This is a genomic window from Pseudomonas sp. NA-150 (assembly GCF_044336365.1).
GTDB lineage: Bacteria > Pseudomonadota > Gammaproteobacteria > Pseudomonadales > Pseudomonadaceae > Aquipseudomonas.
In genome coordinates this window covers 1,136,871-1,160,111 of the sequence record NZ_CP172305.1, presented here as the reverse complement: position 1 = coordinate 1,160,111, position 23,241 = coordinate 1,136,871, and the positions used below count along the sequence as shown (strand labels likewise).

Sequence of the window (23,241 nt, the reverse complement as noted above, 5' to 3'; positions counted from 1 at the left end):
CCTGACTGTTACGCCCTCGAAATCAACCGTTCACAACAGAAACCTTACTTCTTCGATCTTCATTATGATCAAGTTGATATCGAGCACAATCCGACAGATGTAGGGGATTTAAGATTATTTCAACTCGCGCTCGGACATATGCTCGGCCATGAGCGCAGCACGGGTCTTGACCCCGCTTTTTTTTAGCAGCGACGACACGTGATCGCGAACGGTATAGCCGCTGATATTCAGGGTTTCGGCGATCTGCTTGTTGGTTTTCCCGCGCAGCAGAAGGCATAGGACGTCGCGCTCTCTCCGTGTTACCCGCATAGGTTTCAACCCTTTTATTGTCGATGCAACTCAAACAAACATGTAGGAAAATTCTTACAAGCAACGCTTTCCCGCTAAAGGTTCAATCGGCTTGCCGAGCATTTAATTTAGAATTTTTTATTAAGTAATCACTAAAACAAATGCAAACAGATTCACCATCGATTGATCGCGAGAGGAATTTTCCTACATAAAATAAAGACACAACACACAGAAAAAACACCTCACCCAGTGAAGCGTTTCAACATCAGTTGTATAGACAGGGACAATAAACTTCGCGAATAACAATTACAATCATCTGTTACAAATATCAGCGTAACAAAACAGCGCTTTGGTTGTCCGCGACACAGGAGGCAAACCCGCACAGACGTGCGGGTTGCGGGGGGATGGCGATCAGGATTGCATCTGTTTGAACGCTGCTTCGGCGCGTTTGCCGATTTCCTCGGGGGTCAGGTCTTCCTTGTGGGTGCTGATCAGCCACAGATGACCGAACGGGTCTTTCACCGTACCCATGCGGTCGCCGTAGAACTGGTCTTGCACCTCGCGCTCGACCTTGGCCCCGGCATCGACCGCGCGCTTGAATTGCACGTCGACATCCGGCACGTACAGGTGCATGGCAAAGGTGCTTTTGCTCTGCGGGTCCGGGCTGGCGAAGCCGCCTTGATCGCAGGGATCACTGAGCATGACCCTTGAGTCGCCGATCTGGATTTCAGCATGCCCGACTCGACCGTCCGGCGTGTCGAGGCGAAAATGTTCGATGGCACCAAAGGCCTTTTTGTAGAAATCGATGGCCTTGGCTGCGTCCTTGACGCCCATGTAGACGGTCAGGCTGTGGAAGCCTTCCGGAATTGGTTTGACGCTCATATCCACGCTCCTTTTGTGACGATATGGGTAGGAATGACTCAGGCGGCTAGCTCGCCTGTTGTTGCAGGTTCAGTGTGCGGACCGGGCGAACCTCGACGCTACCGACGCGTGCCGCAGGAATTTTCGCAGCGACTTGTAGGGCATCGTTTAGATCCCGGGCATCGATCAAGTAGAAACCGGCCAACTGCTCCTTGGTTTCGGCGAACGGCCCGTCGGTGATCGAGACCTTGCCGTTGCGTACCCGCACCGTTGTCGCGGTCTGTACCGACTCCAGTGGCTCGGCAGCCAGCATGTGGCCGCTTGCCTGCACCGACTGCGCATACGCCAGGCACTCGTCATCCCGAGGGCTGTCAGGGTGCGTGTGCAAGGTGTGTTCGTTGCTGTAGATCAGACACAGGTATTTCATGACGTCCTCCCCTTCGGGCTGCTGAGCCCTGGTTTACTGGATAGTCGTTTGCCGTTGTCGGAAATCGACAGGAACTTTGCAGAAAATTCAGGTCCCGACCGGTGGTTACGCTGATATACCGCGTGAGCCAACGTGTCGGCGAAGAGGCCCTGTCATGCACGACCCAGCTCATCCAGACAGCGCTGTAAAAAATGGCGATCCACGCGCTGCCGGGCGCGTTCAATCGCTTTGATATACGCCTCGCGCGCGTCGTCGATGCGCCCCAGACGGCGACATAAATCGGCCCTCGCCGACCATGCCAGGTGATAGTCCTGCAACTCGCCCGCGGCCAATAGCCCATCGACCAGCGCAAGCCCCGCCTCGGGCCCATCGCGCATGGCAACCGCCACCGCGCGGTTGAGTTCGACCACCGGGGAATCGCTCAACCGCGCCAGCACGTCGTACAGCCCGACAATTTGCGCCCAATCGGTTTCATCGGCGCCAGGCGCATCGGCGTGCACCGCAGCGATGGCGGCCTGCACGCTGTAGACGCCAAAACGCCCAGAGCGCAGTGCCTTCTCGACCAGGACTTCGCCTTCGTTGATCAACGAACGGTCCCACAGGCTGCGATCCTGCTGATCGAGCAATACCGGCTCGCCATTGACCGACAGCCGCGCCGGACGTCGCGACTCGATCAGCAACATCAGCCCGAGCAACCCCACTACTTCGGGTTCCGGCAACAGATCGAGCAACAACCGCCCCAGCCGCAAGGCCTCGGCCGACAGGTCGCTGCGGATCAACTCCTCGCCCGAGCTGGCAAAATAACCTTCGTTGAACACCAGATAGACCACTCGCAACACCGCCTCCAGCCGCTCGGGCAATTCAGCGTGGGCCGGCACTTCGTAAGGGATGCGCGCATCACGAATCTTGTTTTTCGCGCGCACGATGCGTTGCGCCACGGTGGACGGTGTGGTGAGGAAGGCGCGGGCGATTTCTTCGGTGGTGAGGTCGCAGACTTCGCGTAACGTCAGGGCGACCTGGGCGTCGCCGGTCAAGGCCGGGTGACAGCAGGTGAAGATCAGCCGCAAGCGGTCATCTTCGACGCTGTCCGGGTCAGCGGGGGCGGCCTGCAATTGTGTTTCCAGATGCAGGGCCAGCTCGCTCAGCGACGCATCGAAACGCGCGCGCCGACGAAGACTGTCGATGGCCTTGAAGCGCCCGGCAGACACCAGCCAGGCGCGGGGATTGTCGGGCATGCCGGCGGCGGGCCACTGTTCGACGGCGGCCATAAAGGCGTCCTGCAACGCCTCCTCCGCCAACTCGAAATTGCCCAACAAGCGTATCAGCGTTGCCAGCACCCGGCGTGATTCGCGCCGGAACAACGCCTCGACCTCGCTGTGCACTGACTGATGGTGAGTGTCCATGCCCTTGCCTCGAACGGTCCTCGAGCCAAAAGCGTAGCGCCGCTTTTCCTCACGCTGGCGCCAAAGCGATCAGCGCCCGGTATTTGCCCTTATAACGCCATCAACTTGCAGGCCACGATGCAGGCCGAAAAACGCTGCCGTCAGCAACCCCACACCGCCCATGACCACGCAATAGCCGACGCACACCCACGGGCTCCAAGGCATCAACGCGATCAGCATCAACGGCGTGGTTGCGCCCCACAGGGCGTAGGCGATGTTGTAGGTGAAGGAAATTCCCGAGACGCGAATCTGCGCGGGAAACAGCCCGACCATCACCGAGGGCACCACCCCGACAATCCCGCACGCCAGGCCGGCAATGGCATAGGCCAGGCCCGGTGCGATCCAGTCGAAAATCAGGCTGGCGTACAGCACCGCAACCCCCATGGGCAGCAGCAGGCTATAGAGAATCACCCCGCGCCAGGCGCCGATGCGGTCCACCAGCATCCCGGCCAGCACGCAACCGATGTTGAGGAACACAATGCCCAGCGCACTCAGGCCAAACGTATGACTGGCGGTCATGCCGAAGCGCTGCTGCATCACCGTTGGTGTGATCACCACCAGCACCACCACCGCCGAGGTCAGCACGCAGGTCAGCAGGGCCGCCGGCAACAACGCCTGACGGTGCTCACGCAACACGGCGCGCAGGGGAAACTCACCCAACGCCTCACGTTGCGCGTGCATGGCCATGAACACCGGAGTTTCGCTCAGCCAGCGACGCAGCCAGACGCCGACCACCCCGAACACGCCGCCCAGCAGAAAGGGAATACGCCACGCGTAATCGAGCATCTCGGCCGGGCTGAACACCCGCGACAGCCAGGTCGCGATCAACGCGCCCAGCAGATAGCCAAAGGTCAGCCCGGCCTGCAGCACACCCAGCGCATACCCGCGATGGCCCTTGGGCGCATGCTCGGCAACGAACACCCAGGCGCTCGGCACCTCACCGCCAACTGCCGCGCCCTGGAGGATGCGCAACGCCAGCAATATCAATGGTGCCCAATAGCCGATCTGAGCGTAGGTCGGCATCACCCCGATCAACAGGCACGGCAGCGCCATCAACAGAATGCTCAGGCTGAACACCCGCTTGCGCCCCAATCGGTCGGCAAAGTGCGCCATCAAAATCCCGCCCAGCGGCCGCGCCAGATAACCGGTGACGAAAATCCCGAAGCTTTGCAGCAAACGCAGCCATTCCGGCATTTGTGGCGGGAAAAACAGCTGGCTGAGGGTCAGCGCAAAGAACACGAAAATGATGAAGTCATAAATTTCCAGCGCCCCGCCCAAGGCGGCAAGGCCCAGGGTCTTGTAGTCGGCCCTGGACAGCGGCTGGGGGCGTGGTCGGAGAATGGCTGTCATAGAACATCCGCAAACGGCAGGCAGTTAAGGGTCGCCGAGCAATGGCTCGGACACAGGGCGCGAAGCATAGCAAAGCCTGTCGCCGTGAATGGTGGACAGCTTATCGTCCCGGCACAGCGGCCGAACCCGCCAACAATCCACCATCAATATTAAATTCCGTGCCCGTTATGTAGGTGGCCTCATCGGATGCGAGCATCAACGCAACGGCCGCGACTTCGTCAGGTAAACCAAAACGCTGCAAGGGTACTGGCGACCACACGCATTGTGGCGCTGCCGAAGGCCGCGATGTGGACGGTAAAGCTGAGACCACGTTGTGGTCTATCGCAGCCTTCGGCAGCTCCTACGGATATTGTGCTGTTTACAGGATCAAGCGCCTTTGGCGCGACGCTCCGCCACTTGTGCAAGCACCGCCAGGTCCATGTTGCCTTCGCCGTGGGCCATGGCGTCGAGCAGGTTTTCCCGCACCAGTTCTGCCGTGGGTAGCGGCACCGAGACTTTCTCGGCAGCCGCGAGGATCAGGTTGACGTCCTTGAGGCCCAACGACGCTTTGAACGCAGCGGGCTCGTAAGTGCGTTTCGCCATCAGCGCGCCGTAGCCCGAATAGACCGGTCCGGTGAAGATGGTGTTGGAGATCAGGTCAATCAGGTCTGCTGACTCAATGCCATAACCGTTGACCAGCACCGTGGCTTCGCCCATGGCCTCGACGGCGGCGACCAACAGGAAGTTGGTCGCCAGTTTCATCGCGTTGGCGCTGGAGGCTTTTTCACCCAGGCGCCAGGTTTTGCGCCCGATCAGGTCCAGCAAAGGCTGCACCTGATCGATCGCCGTCGCGGGGCCGGCCGCCAGAATATTCAATTGACCGCTGGCGGCAACGTTCGGACGCCCCATCACCGGGGCGGCGATGTAGGCCACGCCTTGCGCCTGGTGCAAGGCGGCCAGCTCTTCGGCGAACGCCACCGCGACCGTCGCCAGGTTGACGTGGATCAGCGGCGCTTTGAGGGTTTTCAGCAGGCCGGATTCCAGCAGCACCGAGCGCAGTGCCTGGTCGTCGGCGAGCATGCTGAATACGATGTCGGTCGCGAACGCTTGCTGCGGGTCGGCAGCCGCTTTCGCGCCCAGTTCGACCAACGCGTTTACCGGCGCCGGCGAACGGTTCCAGACCCAAAGTTCATGACCGCTTTTGAGTAGATTGCTGGCCATGGCCTGGCCCATGCTGCCGAGTCCTACGAAGCCGATTTTCATGTGCCTGCTCTCTCGCGGAAAAAATAGTCGGCACAGAGTGCGCTTGTCCGGCGACAAGAAAAAGACCGACATTTGTCGGAGGCTGTTTCGCCCGACAGACCGCCCTCCGTGTAGGAGCCAACTTGTTGGCGAGCAGTTTGACGCGGAGTTGCTGACAAAGCGCCTCGCGAACAAGTTCGCTCCTACACGCTAATGGCTCGACGCGGTCTGTCAGGCACACCGCGTCTGACATACACTTCAGCGACCCTTCAAGGAGTCTCGGTATGAATGCCTCGCTGCTGTTGGCTGTACTTGCGTCCGGTTTTATCTATGGCATCACTCCCGGCCCCGGCGTGCTGGCGGTGTTTGGTATTGGCGCGGCGCAGGGCCGGCGGGCGGGGGCGGCGTTTCTCAGTGGGCATTTGCTGGGTGACGTGATCTGGTGCAGTACCGCGCTGGTGGCGATTGTCGGCGCTCGGGTGATTGGCAGCACCGCGTTCGATGTACTGGGACTGTTAAGCGGCTTGTACCTGTTCTGGCTCGGTGCGCGGGCGATTCGTGCCAAGCGCAGCAGCGTCGATCAACCACAAGGCGTCGCGCGCCAGCCGTTCTGGCACGGCGTGACCTTCGGCCTGACCAACCCCAAGGCCTACCCGGTGGCCGTCGCCACCTTTACCGCGCTGATTTCCACCCGCGCCGAACTGCTGGATTGGTCGATGTTGCCGGCCATGATTTTCCTGAGTTTCATCGGCGGAATTGCCGCCTATGCCATCGTGGTGGCGATCGTCGGCGCGCGGCATGTACGGTCACTGTATGTGCGGCACGAAGTGGCGATTACCCGGATCTGTGGCGTGATGTTTATCGGCTTTGCGATCAACGCTCTGTTCCACGCCGTGCCTGGTTTGCTGCCGCGCAGGTCTTAGGTGCCAGGTATTAGCCCTTTGGCGTCGCCACTGCTTCCTGCTCCAGCCAGGCGAGAAACTCTTTCACCGGCGAGCGCCGTTCGTGGCCTGGATTCCAGGCCGCGACGTAACGCGCACCCGGCAGGCTGATCTCGGCGCGATACGGCACCAGCACGCCATTGGCCACGCTGTCGGCCACTAACACGCTGCTGGCCAGTTCCAGACCATGCCCGGCGCGTAGTAAATCCACCCGTTGATTGCTGGTTTCGATCCGCACATTGAACTGCGACCAGGCGCGATGAAAGCGCCCCACCCGCGGCCTCGAACGCACGCAGGGCGGTCAACGGGATTTTTGAAAACACGGAGCCGTCCTGTGGATTAGCTGAATTGAATCGCGCTCAATTTATCTCATTTTCCTACGTGGAAACGCGAATGTATTCTACGCATCAGTAAAGCCATCCTGCCCCTCGGGGCTATCGGAGTCATCCCATGCAAGGCCCGTCACGCAAAGTTCTGCAGGCCATTCTTTATGAAACCGGCGGCGTGTTTTTCCTCTCCCCGACCCTGGCGCTGATGTATGACGAAGGCCTGGTGTATTCGGGCGCGCTGTCGTTGCTGATGTCCACCACCGCGCTGCTGTGGAACATGCTGTTCAACTACGGTTTTGAATACTGGGAAGCCCGCCAGCCCCAGCGTAGCCGCACGTTCCTGCGGCGCCTGATTCATTCGTTGGGTTACGAAGGCAGCCTGACCTTAATGTTGGTGCCGTTGATTGCCTGGTGGCTGCACCTCTCATGGCTGACGGCGCTGGCGACAAACCTGGGATTGTTCGTGTTCTTCTTTTTCTATGCGTTTGCCTTTCAGTGGGCCTTCGACCGGGTGTTCGATGTCCCTCTGTCGGCGAAAGACGCAGCACAATGTTCCGTATGAAAGCGGCCTCTCTGGCGTAGGCAATTTAAGCGTGAGTTAAGTTGCGATGGTTACCTTGGCTGCAACTAAAACGATGTACCCAAGGAACATTTTGATGAAAAAGTTACTCGCCGTATTCGCCGCCCTGACCCTGACCACCGCTGCCAGCGTCGCCCATGCCGGCATCGGCCCCGACGAAATCGTGCGCTTGCACAAGGCCGGTACCGTGATGGATTTCGAAGAGCTGAACAAAGCGGCACTGGCCAAACATCCCGGCTCGACTATCCACAGCACTGGGCTGAAAAACAGCAACGGTCGCTATGTGTACAAGGCCGAAATGCGCGACGCCAAAGGCGTTGAATGGGACGTGAGCCTGGACGCCAAGACCGCTGAGGTGTTGAAGGACAAGCAGGACACCTAAGTCCCGCTCTCTACAAGGAGCCAACTTGTTGGCGAGGCTCTAAATGGCCTACCCGGAACACCGTCTCGCGAACTAGTTCGACCCTTGTATCTCGACTATCGCTGCGGCGCCCTGTTTGAAGGTGACCCATCAGGCACTGAAAACGATGGCTGCTGACGAGTAGGGTAACCGTTGCCAATCCCGCCGTTTTCCAATGTAGGCGGCCTCGGGTTGCTGGTGGGATTGTCTCGCTGGACCGAGGGCGTGGTCGACACCGTGCCCTGTCGGCTATTGGGGTTGGCAGCGCGCACGGCGCTGTTATACGGATTGTTGTCGCTGGCGCTGCGACTATCGATTCTGCTTGCCGCCCAGGCACCCGTCACGCCCAGCGCCAGCCAACCGCCCAGTGCCAGGCTTGCGATACTTCGCTTGAGACTATTCATCACCGACCTTCTCTTCGATAAAGGCTTAGCGTTGCCGATCAGCCTTTATCTTGCGCCTTCTTGCGCGCTATTTCGAAGCGTCGAGCAAACTGCGAGAAATAATGATTTTCTGCACCTCCGAGGTGCCCTCGAAAATCCGCAGAATCCGCGCGTCACGCACAAAGCGCTCCAGCGGCAGATCACGAATGTAGCCATATCCGCCGTGCAGTTGCAGCGCCGCATCGGTGACAAAACCGGCGCATTCGGCCGCCACCAGTTTCGCCGTCGCCGACTCCAGGCTGAAACGCTCGCCGCTGTCACGCCGGGCAGCGGCTTTCCAGGTAAGCATCCGCGCGCTTTCCAGTTGCGCGTACATATCGGCCAAGCGCCATTGCGTGCCCTGATAAGCCGCCAGTGGTTTGCTGCCGATCTGCCGCTCACGCACCCAGCTCAAGCTGCATTGCAACGCGGCATTGGCGATGCCCAGCGACATGGCCGCCACTTCGACCCGCCCCCGGTCCAGAACCGCCATCGCCGTATTGAAACCCTGCCCTTCGACACCCAGCAGCGCCGACGCCGGCAGCCAGCAATCGATCGCCAGTTCGTAAATGGTGCTGCCACGCAGGCCCATGGTTTTTTCCGGGCTGGAGAAGCTGATGCCCTCGGTGCCCTTGGCGATCACGAACGCGCTGATGCCCTTGTGCCCGGCGTCAAGGTCGGTCTTGGCGTACAACACGATGAAGTCCGCTTCACGGGCGTTGGTGATGTAATGCTTATTGCCACGCACCCGCCAGCCACCATCTTCGCGCACCGCCCGAGTGCGCATGTCTGCCGGGTTCGAGCCGGCCGCCGGTTCGGTCAGGGCAAACGCGCCGAGCCATTCGCCGCTGGCGGCACGTGGCAGCCACTCATGTTTTTGTTCCTCGCTACCGCCCAACAGAATCGAGTCGGTGGCGAGGAAGTGCGCGGTCATCGCTGAGGCGGTCGACGCACAGGCACCGGCTACCGCTTCGACCACCCGACTCATCGCCAGACTGCCGATCCCCAGACCGCCGTATTCCTCCGGCAAGTTGATGCCCATGCAGCCGAGGTCGCCCAGTGCCTTGATGCTGTCGGCGCAGAAGGTTTCGCTTTCGTCATAGTGTTGCGCCAGCGGCTGAATCACTTCGCGCGCCACTTGCTCGGCGGATTCAATGACAGCGAGCTCTACTTCGTCCAATTCGAAATTCATGCGACTGCTCCGGATTTACTCAGGCCGAATGCCTGGTTGTCAGCGCCCAACTTCGGGGCTTGGGTGGTGACGTGGGGTTTTACACCGTTGAAGAACACCGGCTGTGGCACCATCGGCAACTCAGCGCCCGCCGGCAGGTACTGCAATTGACGAACGCGGGCGTGTTCGCTGCTGGCCGCGTCCGCCAGGTTCCATACCGGCGAAGACGGCACGCCGGCATCCAGCAGCAGATTGCACAGCGACTCGACCGAACCCAACTGAGTCCAGGCCTCGATTTCGGCGCGCAACGCAGACTCGTTGCAGGTCCGCTGGCCGTCATCAATGAAGCGCGGGTCCAGCGCCAGCTCGGGCTTGCCCATGCATTCGCACAAGCGCTGGAACAAGCGGTTGCTGGCCACCGCGATCACCACCAGACCGTCGGCGGCGCGGTAGGTGTCGAAGGGTGTCGAGACGGGATGACGATTGCCCACCAGGCCCGGCGCCACGCCATGGGCATACAGATTGGCCAGGCCCGTCATTTGCAAACTGAACAATACGTCGAACATCGCAACGTCGATGTATTGCGCGCCCGGCGCATGGCGTTCGCGGGCGAACAGTGCCGAACTGATCGCCCAGGCGGCGTAGACCCCGGCACACAGATCGCCGATGGCCTCGCCACTGCGGGTTGGACCGGTGGCGGCGAAACCGGTGACGCTCATCAGCCCGGACATGGCCTGGGCGACGATGTCGTAAGCCGGCCGTTTTGACAGCGGGCCGTCCTGGCCGAAGCCGGAGATGCTGGCGTAGATCAGCGTCGGGTTGTGTTGCTTGAGGGTGTCGAAATCGATGCCCAGCCGTTGCGTCACGCCCGGCCGGAAGTTCTCCACCACCACATCGGCATCGGCCACCAATTCGTAGAAACGCGCGCGATCGGAGTCGGACTTGAAGTCGATTTCAACGCTGCGCTTGCCGCGATTGATCAAACCGAAATAGACACTTTCGCCATCGCGAAAAGGCCCCAGATGCCGGGCATCATCGCCCTCTTCCGGCACTTCGAACTTGATCACATCGGCCCCCAGGTCGGCCAGCATCGCCGTGCAATGAGGGCCGGCGAGCACCCGGCTGATATCCAGCACGCGCACGCCTTTGAGTTGTTGAGTGAAAGGACCGCTGCTCATCGTCACCTGCTCCACACTGAGATGGTCGATATCTCTTATATCAACCTGTATGTACAAGTGAATGCAAGTGAAGGGCCATTTTTGGACGGATGAGTGGATTCCTGATTAAGATAAGTAAATAAATTACTTAAAAATTAAATAGATAATATTTTATGAAAATTATCTGCCGATGGCGAGCAAGCGCCTAAGGTAGGAAAACCTGCCGCAATTATGTGCAAAATAGGCTAAAAAAGTAACGCTACTGCACCAAAAGTAACGCAGGTAACACCACTGATCACTATCACTGTAGGAGCTGCCGAAGGCTGCGATAGCATCAGAACATTCACCGCCTTTTAATGCCCATCGCAGCCTTCGGCAGCGCCTACAGGGACCGTAGCTCAATCCTAACTGCCAAACGTTCCTTCCAGCCGATAACGCGACCCCGGGTACACCAGCCGCGCGCTGCCGACTTGCCCTTGCGCCGACCAGGTGCGACGACGGATCAACAGGCAGGGCTCATTGCGCTTGATCTGTAACAACCGACACTCGGCAGACTTAGCGTGAATGGCTTCGACCACGTGCTGCCCCTCAGTCAACGGCGCCAACTGGATCAGGTACGCGTAAGGCGTGACCCGCGTGAAGTCCTGCTGCAGATAGTGCGGAGCGATCTTCGCGTTGACGAACCGCTCTTCGATTTGCACCGGCACTTCGTTTTCGTAATGCACCACCACCGAGTGAAACATCCGCTCCACGCCGTCCAAAGCAAACGGCAGTACCGGATCAGACTTGGCCGGCACTTCTTCGAGGGTCACCACTTCACAGCGATGAACGTGGCCGCGGGCCTCGATTTCTTCGGCGATATTGTGGATTTCGAACAGTGCCGCGTGACCTTTTGGCTCAGCAACAAAGGTGCCGACGCCCTGCATGCGCACCAGCAAGCCTTCGATGGTCAGCTCGCGCAACGCCCGGTTGACCGTCATCCGGCTGACGCCCAGCAGGGTCAGCAGTTCGCTTTCGGACGGCAACTTGGAATTGGGCAGCCAGGCACCGGTGCGGATCTTCTCCACGATGGCGTGCTTGACCCGCGCATACAGGGGCGAAGGGCTCTCGATCGAAAACGATTCGAGGGATGAATTGCCATCGACAGACTTGGACACAACGACTCCTGTTCACTAGATAAGGCTGCGCTCTATTAGATATCAGCAAGTGTTCACTGCCAAATGCTCATCTCTATACAATCCCCCGTCCCCTTCGAGATCGACCGCCCATGACTGACTCACAGCAAGCCGCTCCCGCCCTTAAAGAGATCTTCAATCGGGCGCGGTTGCAGCACATTGCCGACGAAACAGCAGCGGTCTATCCAGCCTTCGACGTCAGGGCATTCATGCAGCATGCGTCGCAGGACCTTGACGCACTGTCAGTGATGCAGCGTCTGAATCGGGTCAGCCAAAGCCTGCACGCGGGTCTGCCCGCGGACTACCCGCAAGCGCTGGAGATCCTGCAACAACTGGCGCCACGGCTGAACAGTGGCTTCGTCAGCATGATCCTGCCGGAGTACGTCGCACTGTACGGGCAAGCCGATTTCGAGCGTTCGATGCACGCGCTTAAGTTCTTCACCGCCTTTGGTTCGTCGGAATTCGCGGTACGCCACTTCCTGCGTCTGGACTTCAAGCGCGCGCTGAAACTGATGCAAGGCTGGTCGAAAGATCCCGACGAGCATGTACGCCGTCTCGCCAGCGAGGGCAGTCGGCCGCGTCTGCCGTGGTCGTTTCGCCTGGAAAACCTGATGCTCGATCCTTCGCCGGTGCTGCCGATCCTCAGCAACCTCAACGCCGACGACAGCCTGTACGTGCGCAAATCAGTCGCCAATCACCTCAACGACATCACCAAGGACAACCCGGACTGGGTACTGGACCTGATCGAAGGCTGGTCGCTTGAGGACCCGCGCACCGCCTGGATTGCCCGGCATGCCTTGCGCTCGCTGATCAAAAAAGGCGACCGTCGGGCCTTAGCCATCATGGGCGCGGGCGCTGCGCCGGACGTGTTGGTCAATGAGCTGAGCGTCACTCCGCAAGCGGTCCGGTTAGGCGACCGACTCAGCCTGTCGTTTCGTCTGACCTCCACCTCCAGCGCCAGCCAACGCCTGATCATCGACTACGCAATTCATTACGTGAAGAAATCCGGCGGCACCTCGGCCAAGGTGTTCAAGCTGAAAACCCTGACGCTGGCGCCCGGCGAATCGGTGATCGTCAGCCGCGAACAACAGATCCGCAACTTCACCACCCGTGTGCACTACGCCGGTAAACATGAGCTGGACATCCTGATCAACGGTGAATGCCTGGCCCGGAGCTGGTTCGATCTGTCGGAATAATCCGCGCGCTGCACAATTGTTCCAGACAGCCACCCCCTGAGCTTGTACCGTGATTGATCGAAAGCACGGCAAGTGAATGGGGTGGCCCTATGACCACGCGAAACTGGATCGATCTGAAGCAGGACACCGAGTCCGGCATCGAGACCATTCATGCCCATTTTGAAGGCCATGCCTACGACCCGCATTGGCACGACAGCTATCTGGTGGGCTATACCGAGCAAGGCGTGCAGCAGTTTCATTGCCGACGTCAACGCCATGTGAGTATTCCCGGCCAGGTGTTTTTGCTGGAACCCGGCGACATCCACGACGGCGACTCACCGACCGACGACGGTTTCACCTACCGCACCCTGTACCTCGACCCGCAGTGGCTGGACCGCGAACTGCGTTCGCTGTTCGAAGACGCTCCCGGCCACTATCAGTTGAATTTCGCTGAAACCCAGGCCAATGACTCGCGCCTGACCCTCGCCACCGCCAATGCCTTTCAGACGCTGCATGGTCAGGAAATGCGCATCGTCCGCCAGACCGCCCTTGATAACCTGCTGTCCAATCTGACCCGCCACGTGCACTGGCGTGCGCAACTGACGCCCGACCCGAGCTTGCCGCTGGTGGCGCAAAAAGCGCGGGATTACCTGCACAGTAACCTGACCCAGGACATCGGCCTCGACGACCTGGCGCGGGTAACCGGCGTCGACCGCTTTCGCCTGACCCGCGCGTTCAAGGCGGCCTTTGGCATTGCGCCTCACGCTTACCTGATTCAACTGCGACTGGCCAAAGCCCGGCGCCTGCTGGCCAGCGGTTTGACGCCCGTGGAGGTCGCCGCCGCACTCGGTTTTGCCGACCAGAGCCACCTCGGGCGCTGGTTCCAGCGCACCTACCGCATGACCCCGGCCGACTACCGCAAGCGCTGCTCAAATCTTCCAGACTGAGCCGCTGCGGATGGCGATGATCGAACCACGATCAATCACCACCGAGTTGTGCCATGAACCCGTTTTTGCCCTTCGTGCTGTTCGCTTTCGTCGCCTCGATCACCCCCGGCCCGACCAACATCCTGGTCCTGACCAACAGTTCGCGCCACGGTATGACGGCAGTGCTGCCCATCGTGTTCGGCGCCTGCGCCGGGGCGGCGCTTCTGGTGTTGGTGGTGGGCATGGGGCTCGGCGATGTGCTCGGCCGCTATCACGGCGTGCAAACCGCCATGTCGTGGATCGGCATCGCCTGGTTGACCTATCTGGCGTGGCAGATTTTCAGCAGCCCGGCGACGACGGTTGATCCTGCGCCAGGGTCGTCTTCCGGCCCGAGCATGGGCCTGGTGGGTGGCGCCAGTTTGCAATTGGTCAACCCGAAAACCTGGATGATGGCACTGGCCGTAGTCAGCGTCTTTGCCGGCACCGACGCGGACCGCATGCTGCGGGTGGCGTATTTGTCGCTGATATTTTTTCTGGTGTCCGTGCCCTGCATGATTGCCTGGGGATATTTGGGTGTCAGCGCTGCCAAGTTCTGCCGCTCGGCCAGCAGCATGCAGCGCTTCAATCGGGTGATGGCGCTGTTGTTGCTGGTGTCGGCGTGGTTGACGGTGGTGGTTTGATACTCCCCTTGTCGCTATCGCGGGCACGCTCGCTCCTACACCGGCGAAGCTTTTCAACTACAGATATCGGTGTAATATGACGACCTGAATCTTAATGATACCTCTCTTCAGGTCACTCATCCGATGGAAACCTCCGGCAGTCAAAGCATCGGCATCATTCTGTACCCAGGCTTCCAGGTGTTGGGCCTGGCGGTGTCGACGGTGTTCGAGTTCGCCAACATCGTCACCGAAGCGCCGACCTATAAAGTCACATTGCTCTCTGAAGCAGGCGGCCCGGTGATGACCTCGGGCGGTTTCGAGGTGAACAGCGAAGCCTTTGGTCCGCGTCAATTCGATACGCTGGTGGTGCTGGGCGATAACTTCGTCGAGCCGGTTTCATCAACAGTAGTCGAGTACCTGCGCGCCGCTGGCCCGCATACCCGACGTATCAGCGCAGTCTGCACCGGCGCCTTTGTGCTCGGCGAGGCCGGATTGCTCGACGGCCGTCGCGCCACCACCCACTGGTTTCATGCGCGAGCGCTGCAGCAAAGCTACCCGAAAATGACGCTGGAAGAGGACCGGATTTTCATCGTCGATGGTCCGGTCTGGACTTCCGCAGGCGCCAGTGCTGGCGTGGACCTCGCCCTCGCGTTGGTGGAAAAGGATCTCGGCGCCGACATCGCGCGCAACATCGCCCGCAAGCTGGTGGTGTACCACCGTCGCGCTGGCGGCCAATCGCAGTTCTCGGTGATGCTCGATCTGGAACCCAAGTCCGACCGCATCCAGACCGCGCTGCAATATGCCAAACAGAACCTCAATTCCGAGCTGTCAGTGGAAGAGCTGGCGGGCGCCGCGAACCTGAGCCCGCGTCAGTTCAGCCGGGTGTTCCGCGCCGAAACCGGGCAATCCCCCGCCAAAGCCATCGAACGCCTGCGCGTCGAGTCAGCGCGGTTGATGATGGAAGGTGGCCGACACCCGATTGATGTGGTCGCCCACGACACCGGGTTTGGCGATCGCGAACGCATGCGCCGGGCGTTTATCCGTGCGTTTGGCCAATCGCCACAAACCATCCAGCGCGCCAGCCGCGCCTGATACCCGTATCGGCAGATTGCGTTTACAGTAAGCGCCATGACAGCTGATTCACTGGGGATGCAGATGGCAACGGCGATAGCTACAGACGCGGCAGCCCCGCAATTCTGGCGTGATGAACAGTTGCCATTTATCGAAGCGCGCTCGATTCAGGACGGGCGCAAGGTCTGCTATGGGCCACATGCCCACGAAACCTTTTCCATTGGCGCGGTGACCGGCGGACGCAGTACCTACCTGAACAAACACGCCAGGGAACGGATCGGCGCCGGTGTCGTGGTGCTGATGAACCCGGAAGACGTACACGCCTGCAATCCCGTCGATGATCAACCGTGGTCGTACCGGATGCTGTATGTGGACGTGCCCTGGCTGACCCGTCTGCAACACGAGCTGGGCTTTAGCCAGAATCAGGACTTCCGCGCGTTTGCACCGATCATGAGCGCAGACCCGGTGCTGTTCAGCGGCCTCAATCGACTGTACGCCACCCTCACCGATCCCGACGCGGAAACGCTGCACCAGCACAGCAGCGTGATTGAGTTTTTTACCCTGGCGCAGCAAACCCTCAATCCCTCGCCGCGGCTGACCAAAGAGTCGAACCTGAAACTCGAGCGCGCCGCCGATTTCATCAGCGAGCACTGCACGCAAGCGCTGAGCCTGGATGATATTTGCAGCGCGGCCGATTTGTCCGCGTCGTACCTGATTCGTGCCTTCAAGCAGCGTTTCGGCATGACGCCCCATGCCTACCTGATCAACCGCCGCCTGCAATTCGGCCGGGCGCAACTCAAGCGCGGCCATCGCATCGCCGACGTGGCGCTGGAGGCCGGCTTTGCCGATCAGGCGCATTTCCAGCGCGCATTCAAACGCTTCCATGCCGCGACGCCGGGGCAGTACCAGGGCTGAGTAAAGCCTCAGGCCGCCAGCAGATAAACCGCGCTGCCGGCCAATAACAACGCCATCGAACGATTGAACAACCGCACTCGCGCGGGCACCTGCAAGTAACCGCGCAGGTAACTACCGGCATACGCCCAGCACGCAATCGACGCATAGCAGACCAGAAAATACACCGCCGCAAACGTCCATATCAGCTGCTCATCACCTCGACTGACGTAAGCGCCCATGCCCGCCAGCGATGCCAGCCAGGCTTTGGGGTTGAGCCATTGCATCAGCGCGCCGTATAGGAACGACGGCGCCTTGAGCGATTTTCCGGCGCCGAGGCTGCCGTCATCGGCGGCCAGCTTCCAGGCCAGGAACAACAGAAACGCCACGCCTGCCCACTGAATGATGCGGGTCAGCATCGGCAGCCGATTCAACACCTCATGCAGGCCGAGCCCGACCAACAGCAATAACAGGGTAAAGCCCACGGTCGCGCCGCTGACGTGTCGCAGGCTGGCGAAGAAGCCGAACTGCGCGCCGGAACTCAGGGCGACGATATTCACTGGGCCAGGCGAAATGGAGCAGGCCAGCGCAAACGCGGCCATGGAAATAAGCGGACTCATCTAATACCTTCTTGTCTGTGGGGACGATGTGCGTTCAAAGGTAAAGACTGCGCAGCCGCAGTGATTGAACAAAATCACCCTGTACCCAAACGATGGATGGAATGAACCCATGACCAGGCTCTATGACGCTCGCGGCAATCTCTACGCTGTGACCACACCGCAGGCCTTGCGCCTGCTGGGCATCGACTTGCCCGACAGCGCCGAACAGGCTGCCCTGACGCGCGTCAGTTGGAGCCTCGCCGCCATCGACGCGTTGTGCAGTTGGCCCGAAGGCCAGCGACCGGAGGGCGCCAAGCAACACCGTTCGGACGGCTTGCTGGTCGGGCCGTTTCAAAGCGCGGCGCCCTATGACCTGTTGATCGTCAACACCGACGGCACCCTCGCCGAACGCAGTGGCAATGGCCTGACCATCTTCGCCCAGGCGCTGACTGATGAAGGGCAATTGCTCGTCGGCCAGGCGTTCACCCTGCAGGTGCATCACGATCAGCAGAACAGTGCATCGCCGGTGCCGGTGCAGGTCGAAGCCGCACAGGTCGAAGAGGTTAGTGGTTTCTGGCTGGACCTTGGGGCACCCGGATTCGGACCGACGGCCGTGGGCGCAGGGTCTGTTGGCGTTCACCACCCACACAACGTCAGCCGCGTCGAGCGTCTGGCCGAACTGAATCAGGACTGGGCACGCAGCGTGTTTGTGCGCATTGGCAATCCGCATTGCGTCACCCTGGTGCCGAACCCCGACGCCCTGCCATCCTTTGCCCACCTGCACGAAGCCGGATTGCATGCGGCGCTGGTTCGCATCGCCTTTGTCGGCGGCGAGCCGTGTCCGGCAGGGGTCAATCTGCAATGGGCGTTTGTCGAATCGAGTAACCGTATCATCGCCCGAGTGTTTGAACGCGGCGAAGGCCCGACTGCTTCCTCGGGCACCAGCGCCAGCGCAGTGGCGTGCGCGGCGTGGCGCGTGGGCGAGGTTGATGCGGGGCTGGTGCAGGTAGTGATGCCGGGGGGCACGGCGCCGGTGAGGTTGATCGAGCAAGATGGCGCGTTGCAGCAAGTGATGCTGTTTGGCGCAGCGCGGCGGGTCTGAGAACGCAGCAGCGCAACGCTATCCCTACGAACGGTATATATAACCACTTGCGCCCGTACTTTCTTTGTCTATGCTTGGTTCATTCCCGACCGTACTTGCGGAGGGATAACGGCCTGTCATTTCGTAAACATGGATTTATTACGAGGCTCGAAGTATGGATGCTCGCGTTAACCCTCTCATCCCCCGCTGCCTGTTGGTATATCCCGCCACCCTGTTAAATGACCCGTGAACCTCTCTGCCCTCCTCAAGCTCGGGTGCGCCCGGCCGACTTATTTTTAAAACAATACTGGGTAATAGCATTATTACCTGATAAGTAAACTCATCTCGTGGGTCGCAACCGTATGTTCAATTCTCAACGCAAAGCAGACCGAGCAGAACTTGAAGTTACAGCCACTGCCCTGTGCGAGACGAAAGCCAAACTCCAGGCCATCAGCCGCTCCATGGCCATGATCGAGTTCACGCCGGACGGCTTCGTCATCGACGCCAATGAGAATTTCTGTAAGACCATGGGGTATCACGCAGAAGAAGTCCGCGGTAAACACCACCGTATTTTCTGCGAAAAAGAGTTCTACGACAGCGAAGAATACGCGCGCATGTGGCGTGAACTGGCGCGTGGCGAGCCGCTGTGCAAGACCTTCCTGCGCCTCGACAAATCCGGCCGTGAGGTGTGGCTGGAGGCCAGCTACATGCCGGTCTTGAATGCCGACAAACAGGTGACCAGCATTCTCAAAGTCGCCACCGATGTCTCCACCGCCGTGCATAAAGAACGTGAAAACCAGAGCATGGTCGACGCCATCAGTCGCTCCATGGCGATGATTGAATTCACCCCCGATGGCAAAATCATCAAGGCCAATGACAACTTCCTGAAGACCATGCACTACCAACTCAGCGAAGTCACCGGCCAACACCACAGCCTGTTCTGTAAACGTGATGAAACAGATTCGGCAAGTTACAAGGCCTTCTGGGCTTCATTAAATCGCGGTGAATACCATTCTCACCGTTTCGAACGGGTCGATAAATACGGGCACACGGTTTTTCTCGAGGCGTCGTATAACCCGCTGTTCGATGCCAAGGGTCGTTTATACAAAGTGGTGAAGTTTGCCAGCGATATTACCGAACAAGTAACCGTACAGCGGTCAGCGGCAAAAACCGCCCATGATACGTCGGTGCAAACCGATGCCTGTGCGCAAAAAGGCTCGGCCGTGGTGCAACAGACCGTCAATGTGATCGAGGAAATTTCCCACGACTTAAACGAGGCAGCGCGCAGCATCGATGCCGTGAACAAGCAATCGGAGATCATCGGCAGCATCGTTCAGACCATTCGTGGAATCGCCGACCAGACCAACCTGCTGGCGCTTAACGCGGCCATCGAAGCGGCGCGCGCTGGCGAGCATGGCCGCGGTTTTGCGGTGGTGGCCGATGAAGTTCGCAGCCTGGCGGCGCGCACCAGCAAAGCCACCCTGGAGATTGTTGATGTCGTGCGGCAGAACAACGAACTGGCGCGCAGTGCCGTGGCGAGCATGCAGTCGAGTCTGAGCCGCACCGGCACCGGGGTCGAGCTGGCCAACGAGGCAGGGGGCGTGATTATGGAAATTCAGCAAGGCTCGCGACATGTGGTGGACGCCATCAGCCAGTTCAATTCGACGCTGCAACTGCACTAAACCAGCGCGTGCCCTCCTCGCCGGGGGCACGCCGCGTTGCGTTTTACTCGCCGATGTCTTCGTTCCACAACTGCGGTTTGTTGGCGATAAAGTCGCGCATCAGCTCGACGCAGGTGTGGTTGTCCACCACATCGACCTGCACACCCCGTGAGCGCAGCAACGTCTCCTCGCCCATGAAAGTCTGGTTCTCGCCGACCACGATTTTCGGGATGCCGTACAACAGGATCGCACCGCTGCACATCGCACACGGCGACAGTGTGGTGTACAGCACCGACTCCCGGTAGGTTTGCGCCGATTGCCGTCCCGCGTTCTCCAGCGCATCCATTTCGCCGTGCTTGATCGCGCTGCCTTCTTGCACCCGGCGATTATGCCCGCGACCAATGATCTGGCCGTTGTGCACGATTACCGAACCAATCGGAATGCCGCCTTCGGCCAGCCCCAGTTGAGCTTCCTCGATTGCCGCTTGCATGAATGGGTCCATGGTTTTCCCTGCCGTTCGAAGGATTGAAAAGTCGCTAGCGTGAAATCTTGGTCATTGCATTGAGCAACGCTTTGGACACATAGGTTTTGAGCAAATCTTCAGACTTGGCTTTCATGCTCATGCTGACGTCGTTCTGCGCCGATTTGAATTTATCAGCCAGTGGCTTCGGCGGGTTGCCAATGACCAACTGGCGCATTTCAGCGGCGGAGAACGACTCAGAGTAGGCCTGCGCCATGTTGCGGGTCCACTGCTCCTGATAAGTCGGCTGCAGGCGCTGCAACTCGTCCTGGACGATGGTTTGCGCCTGAACCTTGCCGACTTTCTGCACGATGGCGCTGAAGGTGGTGGTACGCGACGCCACTTGATAACCGAGCCAGGGCAGGCCGTCGCCCAAATGGTTCTGGCGGACGAAGGCCAGCGCGCTGTCGCTGCTATCGGCGGCCAGGGCAGTGGTCGGGATGTCCAGCATCAGCAGGCACAGCAGCGTGAGCATGAGTTTGAAGGCTGTCACGCACTTCCCTGTCATGTTGACTCCTCGGCATTGGCGCTGAGCGCGGTCCAGGCTGGCCGCGTCATGCGATAGATCTTCACTCCACGCCGATGATATTGGCTGTGGATAAAGGTATTGAAGCCGAGTTTTTCGATGACGTTGACCGAGGCGATGTTTTCCGGCTCGACGATGGCGATCAGCGAGTCGATGCCGATGACGCCAAACGCGTAATCGCGGGTGGCCCTGGCCGCTTCCGTGGCAAATCCACGGCCCCAGAATGGACGTGCGAAGCGATAGCCGATTTCGACTTCCTCGGCACCTTCCACCAGTTCGGCATTCAAGCCGCAGAAACCGATGAAGGTCGACGAGCTTTTTTCGATCACGGCCCACGGACCGAAGTCGTTGGCCTGGTAGGAAAAAACGCAGCCGGCGATAAACTCGCGCGTGGCTTTGGCGCTCAGCACGCCACCGACCGAATGCCGCATCACCTGCGCATCCCCCAGAATCGCCGCAAGCGCCGACACATCCTGAGCCGTCAGTTCGCGGATAAGCAATCGTTCGGTTTGTAGAAGCAGTCCTGTCCTACCCATCTGTGCCTCTTCGTCACACACATGGGTTGGATTTACGCATAACTGGCGGGGATTGTGCGAGTTTTGGAGGGGTATTTCAGAGGGATAACACAAATTCTCTGTAGGAGCTGCCGCAGGCTGCGATCTGGCCTGATCGCAGCCTGCGGCAGCTCCTACAAAATCCACATCACAAGCTTTGGCTGACCTTGGCAGCGACTTCCGCCGGCACCCAGGCTTTCCACACTTCAGGGTGATCTTTGAGGAACGATTGCGCGACGGCTTTCGGCTCCAGGCGTTTCTCACTCATCTGGCCGAGGGTCTGGTTTAGCAGGTCGATCGGCAGGTCCACCTTCTGGAAGAACGCCACCAGGTCCGGGTATTGCGAATGGAACGGTGCGGAAACACCAATCGCCAGGTGCGCCGCCAACGAAGCGGAACCAATCGGATTAGGGTTATTGGCGTCAGATAAAGTCTTCCAGGCTTCGGCACTGAACGGCGGCTCTTCCAGCTTCACCAGCTTGAAGCGACCCAGCAACGGCGTTGGCGACCAGTAGTAAAACAGCACCGGCTTGCCACGTTTGATCGACGAACTCACTTCAGCGTCCAGCGCCGCGCCCGAACCAGTGCGGAAGTTCACGTAGCTGTCCGTCAAGCCATAGGCCTTGAGCTTCTGCGTGTTGACGATTTCCGAAGTCCAGCCGCTCGGGCTGTTGAGGAAACGGCCTTTGCTCGGTTCTTCCTGATCCTTGAATACGTCTTTATATTTAGGCAAATCAGCCACCGACTTCAGGTCCGGCGCCACCGCCTTGATGCCGCGTTCCGGATCGCCCTTGATCACGTATTCCGGTACCCACCAACCTTCAGTAGCGCCTTTGACGGTATCGCCCAGACCAAACACCTTGCCCTCACCTTCGGCCTTGATCCACGCCGGACTGCGCCCGGCCCACTCTTCACCAATCACCTGCACGTCATTCTTCGCCAGTGCGGCTTCAAGGCTGACCGTGCTGCCCGGCAAGGTGTCGGTCGGGTAGCCATAACCTTTCTCGACGATGGTGCGCAGAATCTCGGTGATCAGGCTGCCGCTTTCCCAGGTAATGTCACCGAAATGAATCGGTGTGGTTTTTTCCGCAGCAGGTACCGTTTGCGAAAGCAACCCCAACGCCAACAGCGAACTGCCCAGCAAATGTTTGATTGATGTCATGGTCGTCCCGTAGTCAATTCGTTGTTCAATTCGTTGTTATGCCCGCATACAGCGGGTGAAAGCCTTGGTCATGTATACGCTGACCGAGCGCTGGCAGATGCCCAGCTCGGCGGCGATCTGTGGATAAGTCAGGCCGTTGATTTGCGACAACAGAAAGGTCGCCTTGACCTGTTTGGGCAAACTGTCGAGCGACACATCGACCGCTTGCAGCGCTTCCAGTGCCTGCGCGCCATCCTCAGGTGAAATCTGGTGTACGTCAAAATCCTCGTGCAATCCATCAAAAAAACGTTGCTCCAGCTTTCGGCGACGCCAAAACTGGTATAGCAGACGCTGCGCAATGGTGGTCAACAACGCCCGCGGTTCACGAATCGGCACCACACCCGGCGAGGCCAGCAACTGGGCAAACACCTCCGCCGCGATGTCCTCGGCGCTCACCCCTGAATAGCGCCGCAACCGCTCGCACAGCCATCCATAGTGATGACGAAACAACCCGCCCACGTACTCGCTGTGTGAAATATCGGTGCCGGACATGGAGACTCCAGGGATGTTGAAAACAAAAAATCTCCGGCGTTCCGGTCGCGCCATGCTAGCAAGGGTTTTTATGCGTTAAAAATACTTAAAATGTATTTTTATATTCTTTAAAAGAATAACT

The 23,241-nt window shown here is 59.5% G+C and carries 26 protein-coding genes and 3 pseudogenes; 11 read left to right on the top strand and 18 right to left on the bottom strand.

The annotated features are described in order from the left end of the window. Positions 1 to 68: 68 nt before the first annotated feature. The 7 genes and pseudogenes from ACF0H7_RS05605 to ACF0H7_RS05575 form a co-directional block, all read right to left on the bottom strand. Positions 69 to 309, bottom strand: a pseudogene (locus tag ACF0H7_RS05605) (response regulator transcription factor). A gap of 390 nt (positions 310 to 699) precedes the next feature. After that, a complete protein-coding gene (locus ACF0H7_RS05600; RefSeq protein WP_397451799.1) occupies positions 700 to 1,170 on the bottom strand; it encodes a VOC family protein in 471 nt (156 codons plus the stop codon). Positions 1,171 to 1,216: 46 nt separating this feature from the next. Next, positions 1,217 to 1,576, bottom strand: a complete 360-nt coding sequence (locus tag ACF0H7_RS05595; protein WP_397451798.1) for a YciI family protein — start codon at positions 1,574 to 1,576, stop codon at positions 1,217 to 1,219. A 152-nt stretch (positions 1,577 to 1,728) separates the two neighbouring features. After that, positions 1,729 to 2,979, bottom strand: coding sequence for an RNA polymerase sigma factor (locus ACF0H7_RS05590; RefSeq protein WP_397451797.1), 1,251 nt, complete (start codon positions 2,977 to 2,979; stop codon positions 1,729 to 1,731). Positions 2,980 to 3,048: 69 nt separating this feature from the next. Continuing rightward, positions 3,049 to 4,368, bottom strand: coding sequence for an MFS transporter (locus tag ACF0H7_RS05585; protein WP_397451796.1), 1,320 nt, complete (start codon positions 4,366 to 4,368; stop codon positions 3,049 to 3,051). Between the two features lie 100 nt (positions 4,369 to 4,468). After that, positions 4,469 to 4,612, bottom strand: a pseudogene (locus tag ACF0H7_RS05580) (SDR family oxidoreductase); the annotation flags it as partial. A 122-nt stretch (positions 4,613 to 4,734) separates the two neighbouring features. Continuing rightward, complete coding sequence (locus tag ACF0H7_RS05575; RefSeq protein ID WP_397451795.1) at positions 4,735 to 5,682, bottom strand: NAD(P)-dependent oxidoreductase; 948 nt, start codon at positions 5,680 to 5,682, stop codon at positions 4,735 to 4,737. Between the two features lie 191 nt (positions 5,683 to 5,873). Between ACF0H7_RS05575 and ACF0H7_RS05570 the strand changes: the two genes are divergently transcribed. Continuing rightward, the gene (locus ACF0H7_RS05570) at positions 5,874 to 6,512 is read left to right on the top strand and encodes a LysE family translocator (RefSeq protein WP_397451794.1); all 639 of its coding nucleotides are present in this window, start codon (positions 5,874 to 5,876) and stop codon (positions 6,510 to 6,512) included. A gap of 10 nt (positions 6,513 to 6,522) precedes the next feature. On the opposite strand, the gene ACF0H7_RS05565 is transcribed toward ACF0H7_RS05570, so the two are convergent. Further along, on the bottom strand, positions 6,523 to 6,804 hold the full coding sequence (locus ACF0H7_RS05565; protein WP_397451793.1) for a LysR substrate-binding domain-containing protein: 282 nt from the start codon (positions 6,802 to 6,804) through the stop codon (positions 6,523 to 6,525). Positions 6,805 to 6,980: 176 nt separating this feature from the next. Between ACF0H7_RS05565 and ACF0H7_RS05560 the strand changes: the two genes are divergently transcribed. Both ACF0H7_RS05560 and ACF0H7_RS05555 read left to right on the top strand, forming a co-directional pair. Beyond that, positions 6,981 to 7,421: a PACE efflux transporter gene (locus ACF0H7_RS05560; protein WP_397451792.1), complete on the top strand. Its 441-nt coding sequence runs from the start codon at positions 6,981 to 6,983 to the stop codon at positions 7,419 to 7,421. Positions 7,422 to 7,515: 94 nt separating this feature from the next. Further along, positions 7,516 to 7,821, top strand: coding sequence for a PepSY domain-containing protein (locus ACF0H7_RS05555; RefSeq protein WP_397451791.1), 306 nt, complete (start codon positions 7,516 to 7,518; stop codon positions 7,819 to 7,821). 95 nt (positions 7,822 to 7,916) lie between these two features. On the opposite strand, the gene ACF0H7_RS05550 is transcribed toward ACF0H7_RS05555, so the two are convergent. The 4 genes from ACF0H7_RS05550 to hutC all read right to left on the bottom strand — a co-directional run bounded on the left by ACF0H7_RS05550 (position 7,917) and on the right by hutC (position 11,746). Further along, the gene (locus tag ACF0H7_RS05550) at positions 7,917 to 8,243 is read right to left on the bottom strand and encodes a hypothetical protein (protein ID WP_397451790.1); all 327 of its coding nucleotides are present in this window, start codon (positions 8,241 to 8,243) and stop codon (positions 7,917 to 7,919) included. 67 nt (positions 8,244 to 8,310) lie between these two features. Continuing rightward, on the bottom strand, positions 8,311 to 9,453 hold the full coding sequence (locus tag ACF0H7_RS05545; RefSeq protein WP_397451789.1) for an acyl-CoA dehydrogenase family protein: 1,143 nt from the start codon (positions 9,451 to 9,453) through the stop codon (positions 8,311 to 8,313). Beyond that, on the bottom strand, positions 9,450 to 10,610 hold the full coding sequence (locus ACF0H7_RS05540) for a CaiB/BaiF CoA transferase family protein (RefSeq protein WP_397451788.1): 1,161 nt from the start codon (positions 10,608 to 10,610) through the stop codon (positions 9,450 to 9,452). The genes ACF0H7_RS05545 and ACF0H7_RS05540 overlap by 4 nt, the downstream gene beginning before the upstream one ends. Before the next feature lie 383 nt (positions 10,611 to 10,993). After that, positions 10,994 to 11,746, bottom strand: a complete 753-nt coding sequence (gene hutC, locus ACF0H7_RS05535; protein WP_397451787.1) for a histidine utilization repressor — start codon at positions 11,744 to 11,746, stop codon at positions 10,994 to 10,996. Between the two features lie 110 nt (positions 11,747 to 11,856). On the opposite strand from hutC, the gene ACF0H7_RS05530 reads away from it, so the two are divergent. The 5 genes from ACF0H7_RS05530 (at position 11,857) to ACF0H7_RS05510 (ending at position 16,510) form a co-directional block, all read left to right on the top strand. Then, positions 11,857 to 12,960, top strand: a complete 1,104-nt coding sequence (locus tag ACF0H7_RS05530) for a DNA alkylation repair protein (protein ID WP_397451786.1) — start codon at positions 11,857 to 11,859, stop codon at positions 12,958 to 12,960. An 89-nt stretch (positions 12,961 to 13,049) separates the two neighbouring features. Next, entirely contained in the window at positions 13,050 to 13,886 is an 837-nt protein-coding gene (locus ACF0H7_RS05525) for an AraC family ligand binding domain-containing protein (RefSeq protein WP_397451785.1), read from the top strand. Positions 13,887 to 13,939: 53 nt separating this feature from the next. Beyond that, a complete protein-coding gene (locus ACF0H7_RS05520; protein ID WP_397451784.1) occupies positions 13,940 to 14,545 on the top strand; it encodes a LysE family translocator in 606 nt (201 codons plus the stop codon). 123 nt (positions 14,546 to 14,668) lie between these two features. Continuing rightward, on the top strand, positions 14,669 to 15,616 hold the full coding sequence (locus tag ACF0H7_RS05515) for a GlxA family transcriptional regulator (RefSeq protein ID WP_397451783.1): 948 nt from the start codon (positions 14,669 to 14,671) through the stop codon (positions 15,614 to 15,616). Between the two features lie 63 nt (positions 15,617 to 15,679). After that, positions 15,680 to 16,510, top strand: a complete 831-nt coding sequence (locus ACF0H7_RS05510) for an AraC family transcriptional regulator (protein WP_397453837.1) — start codon at positions 15,680 to 15,682, stop codon at positions 16,508 to 16,510. Positions 16,511 to 16,518: 8 nt separating this feature from the next. Here the strand turns inward: ACF0H7_RS05510 and ACF0H7_RS05505 are convergent, their stop codons facing one another. Beyond that, the gene (locus ACF0H7_RS05505; protein ID WP_397451782.1) at positions 16,519 to 17,106 is read right to left on the bottom strand and encodes a LysE family translocator; all 588 of its coding nucleotides are present in this window, start codon (positions 17,104 to 17,106) and stop codon (positions 16,519 to 16,521) included. 109 nt (positions 17,107 to 17,215) lie between these two features. On the opposite strand from ACF0H7_RS05505, the gene ACF0H7_RS05500 reads away from it, so the two are divergent. The 3 genes and pseudogenes from ACF0H7_RS05500 (at position 17,216) to ACF0H7_RS05490 (ending at position 19,848) form a co-directional block, all read left to right on the top strand. Beyond that, positions 17,216 to 18,187 (top strand): diaminopimelate epimerase, encoded by a 972-nt coding sequence (locus ACF0H7_RS05500; RefSeq protein ID WP_397451781.1) that lies wholly within the window; start codon positions 17,216 to 17,218, stop codon positions 18,185 to 18,187. A 341-nt stretch (positions 18,188 to 18,528) separates the two neighbouring features. After that, positions 18,529 to 19,311: pseudogene (locus tag ACF0H7_RS05495) on the top strand (PAS domain-containing protein); the annotation flags it as partial. Between the two features lie 42 nt (positions 19,312 to 19,353). Next, complete coding sequence (locus ACF0H7_RS05490) at positions 19,354 to 19,848, top strand: methyl-accepting chemotaxis protein (protein WP_397453835.1); 495 nt, start codon at positions 19,354 to 19,356, stop codon at positions 19,846 to 19,848. 43 nt (positions 19,849 to 19,891) lie between these two features. Here the strand turns inward: ACF0H7_RS05490 and ACF0H7_RS05485 are convergent, their stop codons facing one another. The 5 genes from ACF0H7_RS05485 to ACF0H7_RS05465 all read right to left on the bottom strand — a co-directional run bounded on the left by ACF0H7_RS05485 (position 19,892) and on the right by ACF0H7_RS05465 (position 23,120). After that, entirely contained in the window at positions 19,892 to 20,329 is a 438-nt protein-coding gene (locus tag ACF0H7_RS05485; protein WP_397451780.1) for a nucleoside deaminase, read from the bottom strand. A 34-nt stretch (positions 20,330 to 20,363) separates the two neighbouring features. Further along, entirely contained in the window at positions 20,364 to 20,855 is a 492-nt protein-coding gene (locus tag ACF0H7_RS05480; protein WP_397451779.1) for a hypothetical protein, read from the bottom strand. Beyond that, a complete protein-coding gene (locus ACF0H7_RS05475; protein WP_397451778.1) occupies positions 20,852 to 21,409 on the bottom strand; it encodes a GNAT family N-acetyltransferase in 558 nt (185 codons plus the stop codon). The genes ACF0H7_RS05480 and ACF0H7_RS05475 overlap by 4 nt, the downstream gene beginning before the upstream one ends. A 166-nt stretch (positions 21,410 to 21,575) precedes the next feature. Then, positions 21,576 to 22,589, bottom strand: a complete 1,014-nt coding sequence (locus ACF0H7_RS05470; protein ID WP_397451777.1) for an ABC transporter substrate-binding protein — start codon at positions 22,587 to 22,589, stop codon at positions 21,576 to 21,578. A gap of 36 nt (positions 22,590 to 22,625) precedes the next feature. Then, positions 22,626 to 23,120, bottom strand: coding sequence for a sigma-70 family RNA polymerase sigma factor (locus ACF0H7_RS05465; protein ID WP_397451776.1), 495 nt, complete (start codon positions 23,118 to 23,120; stop codon positions 22,626 to 22,628). Positions 23,121 to 23,241 lie beyond the last annotated feature (121 nt).

Bases quoted from the DNA above. Each gene is read 5' to 3' on its own strand.
- ACF0H7_RS05555 (WP_397451791.1), top strand. From the start codon at position 7,516: ATGAAAAAGTTACTCGCCGTATTCGCCGCCCTGACCCTGACCACCGCT.
- ACF0H7_RS05470 (WP_397451777.1), bottom strand. From the start codon at position 22,589: ATGACATCAATCAAACATTTGCTGGGCAGTTCGCTGTTGGCGTTGGGG.
- ACF0H7_RS05515 (WP_397451783.1), top strand. From the start codon at position 14,669: ATGGAAACCTCCGGCAGTCAAAGCATCGGCATCATTCTGTACCCAGGC.
- ACF0H7_RS05480 (WP_397451779.1), bottom strand. From the start codon at position 20,855: ATGACAGGGAAGTGCGTGACAGCCTTCAAACTCATGCTCACGCTGCTG.
- ACF0H7_RS05520 (WP_397451784.1), top strand. From the start codon at position 13,940: ATGAACCCGTTTTTGCCCTTCGTGCTGTTCGCTTTCGTCGCCTCGATC.
- ACF0H7_RS05595 (WP_397451798.1), bottom strand. From the start codon at position 1,576: ATGAAATACCTGTGTCTGATCTACAGCAACGAACACACCTTGCACACG.
- ACF0H7_RS05475 (WP_397451778.1), bottom strand. From the start codon at position 21,409: ATGGGTAGGACAGGACTGCTTCTACAAACCGAACGATTGCTTATCCGC.
- ACF0H7_RS05510 (WP_397453837.1), top strand. From the start codon at position 15,680: ATGGCAACGGCGATAGCTACAGACGCGGCAGCCCCGCAATTCTGGCGT.
- ACF0H7_RS05545 (WP_397451789.1), bottom strand. From the start codon at position 9,453: ATGAATTTCGAATTGGACGAAGTAGAGCTCGCTGTCATTGAATCCGCC.
- ACF0H7_RS05485 (WP_397451780.1), bottom strand. From the start codon at position 20,329: ATGGACCCATTCATGCAAGCGGCAATCGAGGAAGCTCAACTGGGGCTG.
- ACF0H7_RS05575 (WP_397451795.1), bottom strand. From the start codon at position 5,682: ATGTCGGTCTTTTTCTTGTCGCCGGACAAGCGCACTCTGTGCCGACTA.
- ACF0H7_RS05540 (WP_397451788.1), bottom strand. From the start codon at position 10,610: ATGAGCAGCGGTCCTTTCACTCAACAACTCAAAGGCGTGCGCGTGCTG.
- ACF0H7_RS05525 (WP_397451785.1), top strand. From the start codon at position 13,050: ATGACCACGCGAAACTGGATCGATCTGAAGCAGGACACCGAGTCCGGC.
- ACF0H7_RS05570 (WP_397451794.1), top strand. From the start codon at position 5,874: ATGAATGCCTCGCTGCTGTTGGCTGTACTTGCGTCCGGTTTTATCTAT.
- ACF0H7_RS05585 (WP_397451796.1), bottom strand. From the start codon at position 4,368: ATGACAGCCATTCTCCGACCACGCCCCCAGCCGCTGTCCAGGGCCGAC.
- ACF0H7_RS05560 (WP_397451792.1), top strand. From the start codon at position 6,981: ATGCAAGGCCCGTCACGCAAAGTTCTGCAGGCCATTCTTTATGAAACC.
- ACF0H7_RS05505 (WP_397451782.1), bottom strand. From the start codon at position 17,106: ATGAGTCCGCTTATTTCCATGGCCGCGTTTGCGCTGGCCTGCTCCATT.
- ACF0H7_RS05590 (WP_397451797.1), bottom strand. From the start codon at position 2,979: ATGGACACTCACCATCAGTCAGTGCACAGCGAGGTCGAGGCGTTGTTC.
- ACF0H7_RS05500 (WP_397451781.1), top strand. From the start codon at position 17,216: ATGACCAGGCTCTATGACGCTCGCGGCAATCTCTACGCTGTGACCACA.
- ACF0H7_RS05550 (WP_397451790.1), bottom strand. From the start codon at position 8,243: ATGAATAGTCTCAAGCGAAGTATCGCAAGCCTGGCACTGGGCGGTTGG.
- ACF0H7_RS05530 (WP_397451786.1), top strand. From the start codon at position 11,857: ATGACTGACTCACAGCAAGCCGCTCCCGCCCTTAAAGAGATCTTCAAT.
- ACF0H7_RS05600 (WP_397451799.1), bottom strand. From the start codon at position 1,170: ATGAGCGTCAAACCAATTCCGGAAGGCTTCCACAGCCTGACCGTCTAC.
- ACF0H7_RS05465 (WP_397451776.1), bottom strand. From the start codon at position 23,120: ATGTCCGGCACCGATATTTCACACAGCGAGTACGTGGGCGGGTTGTTT.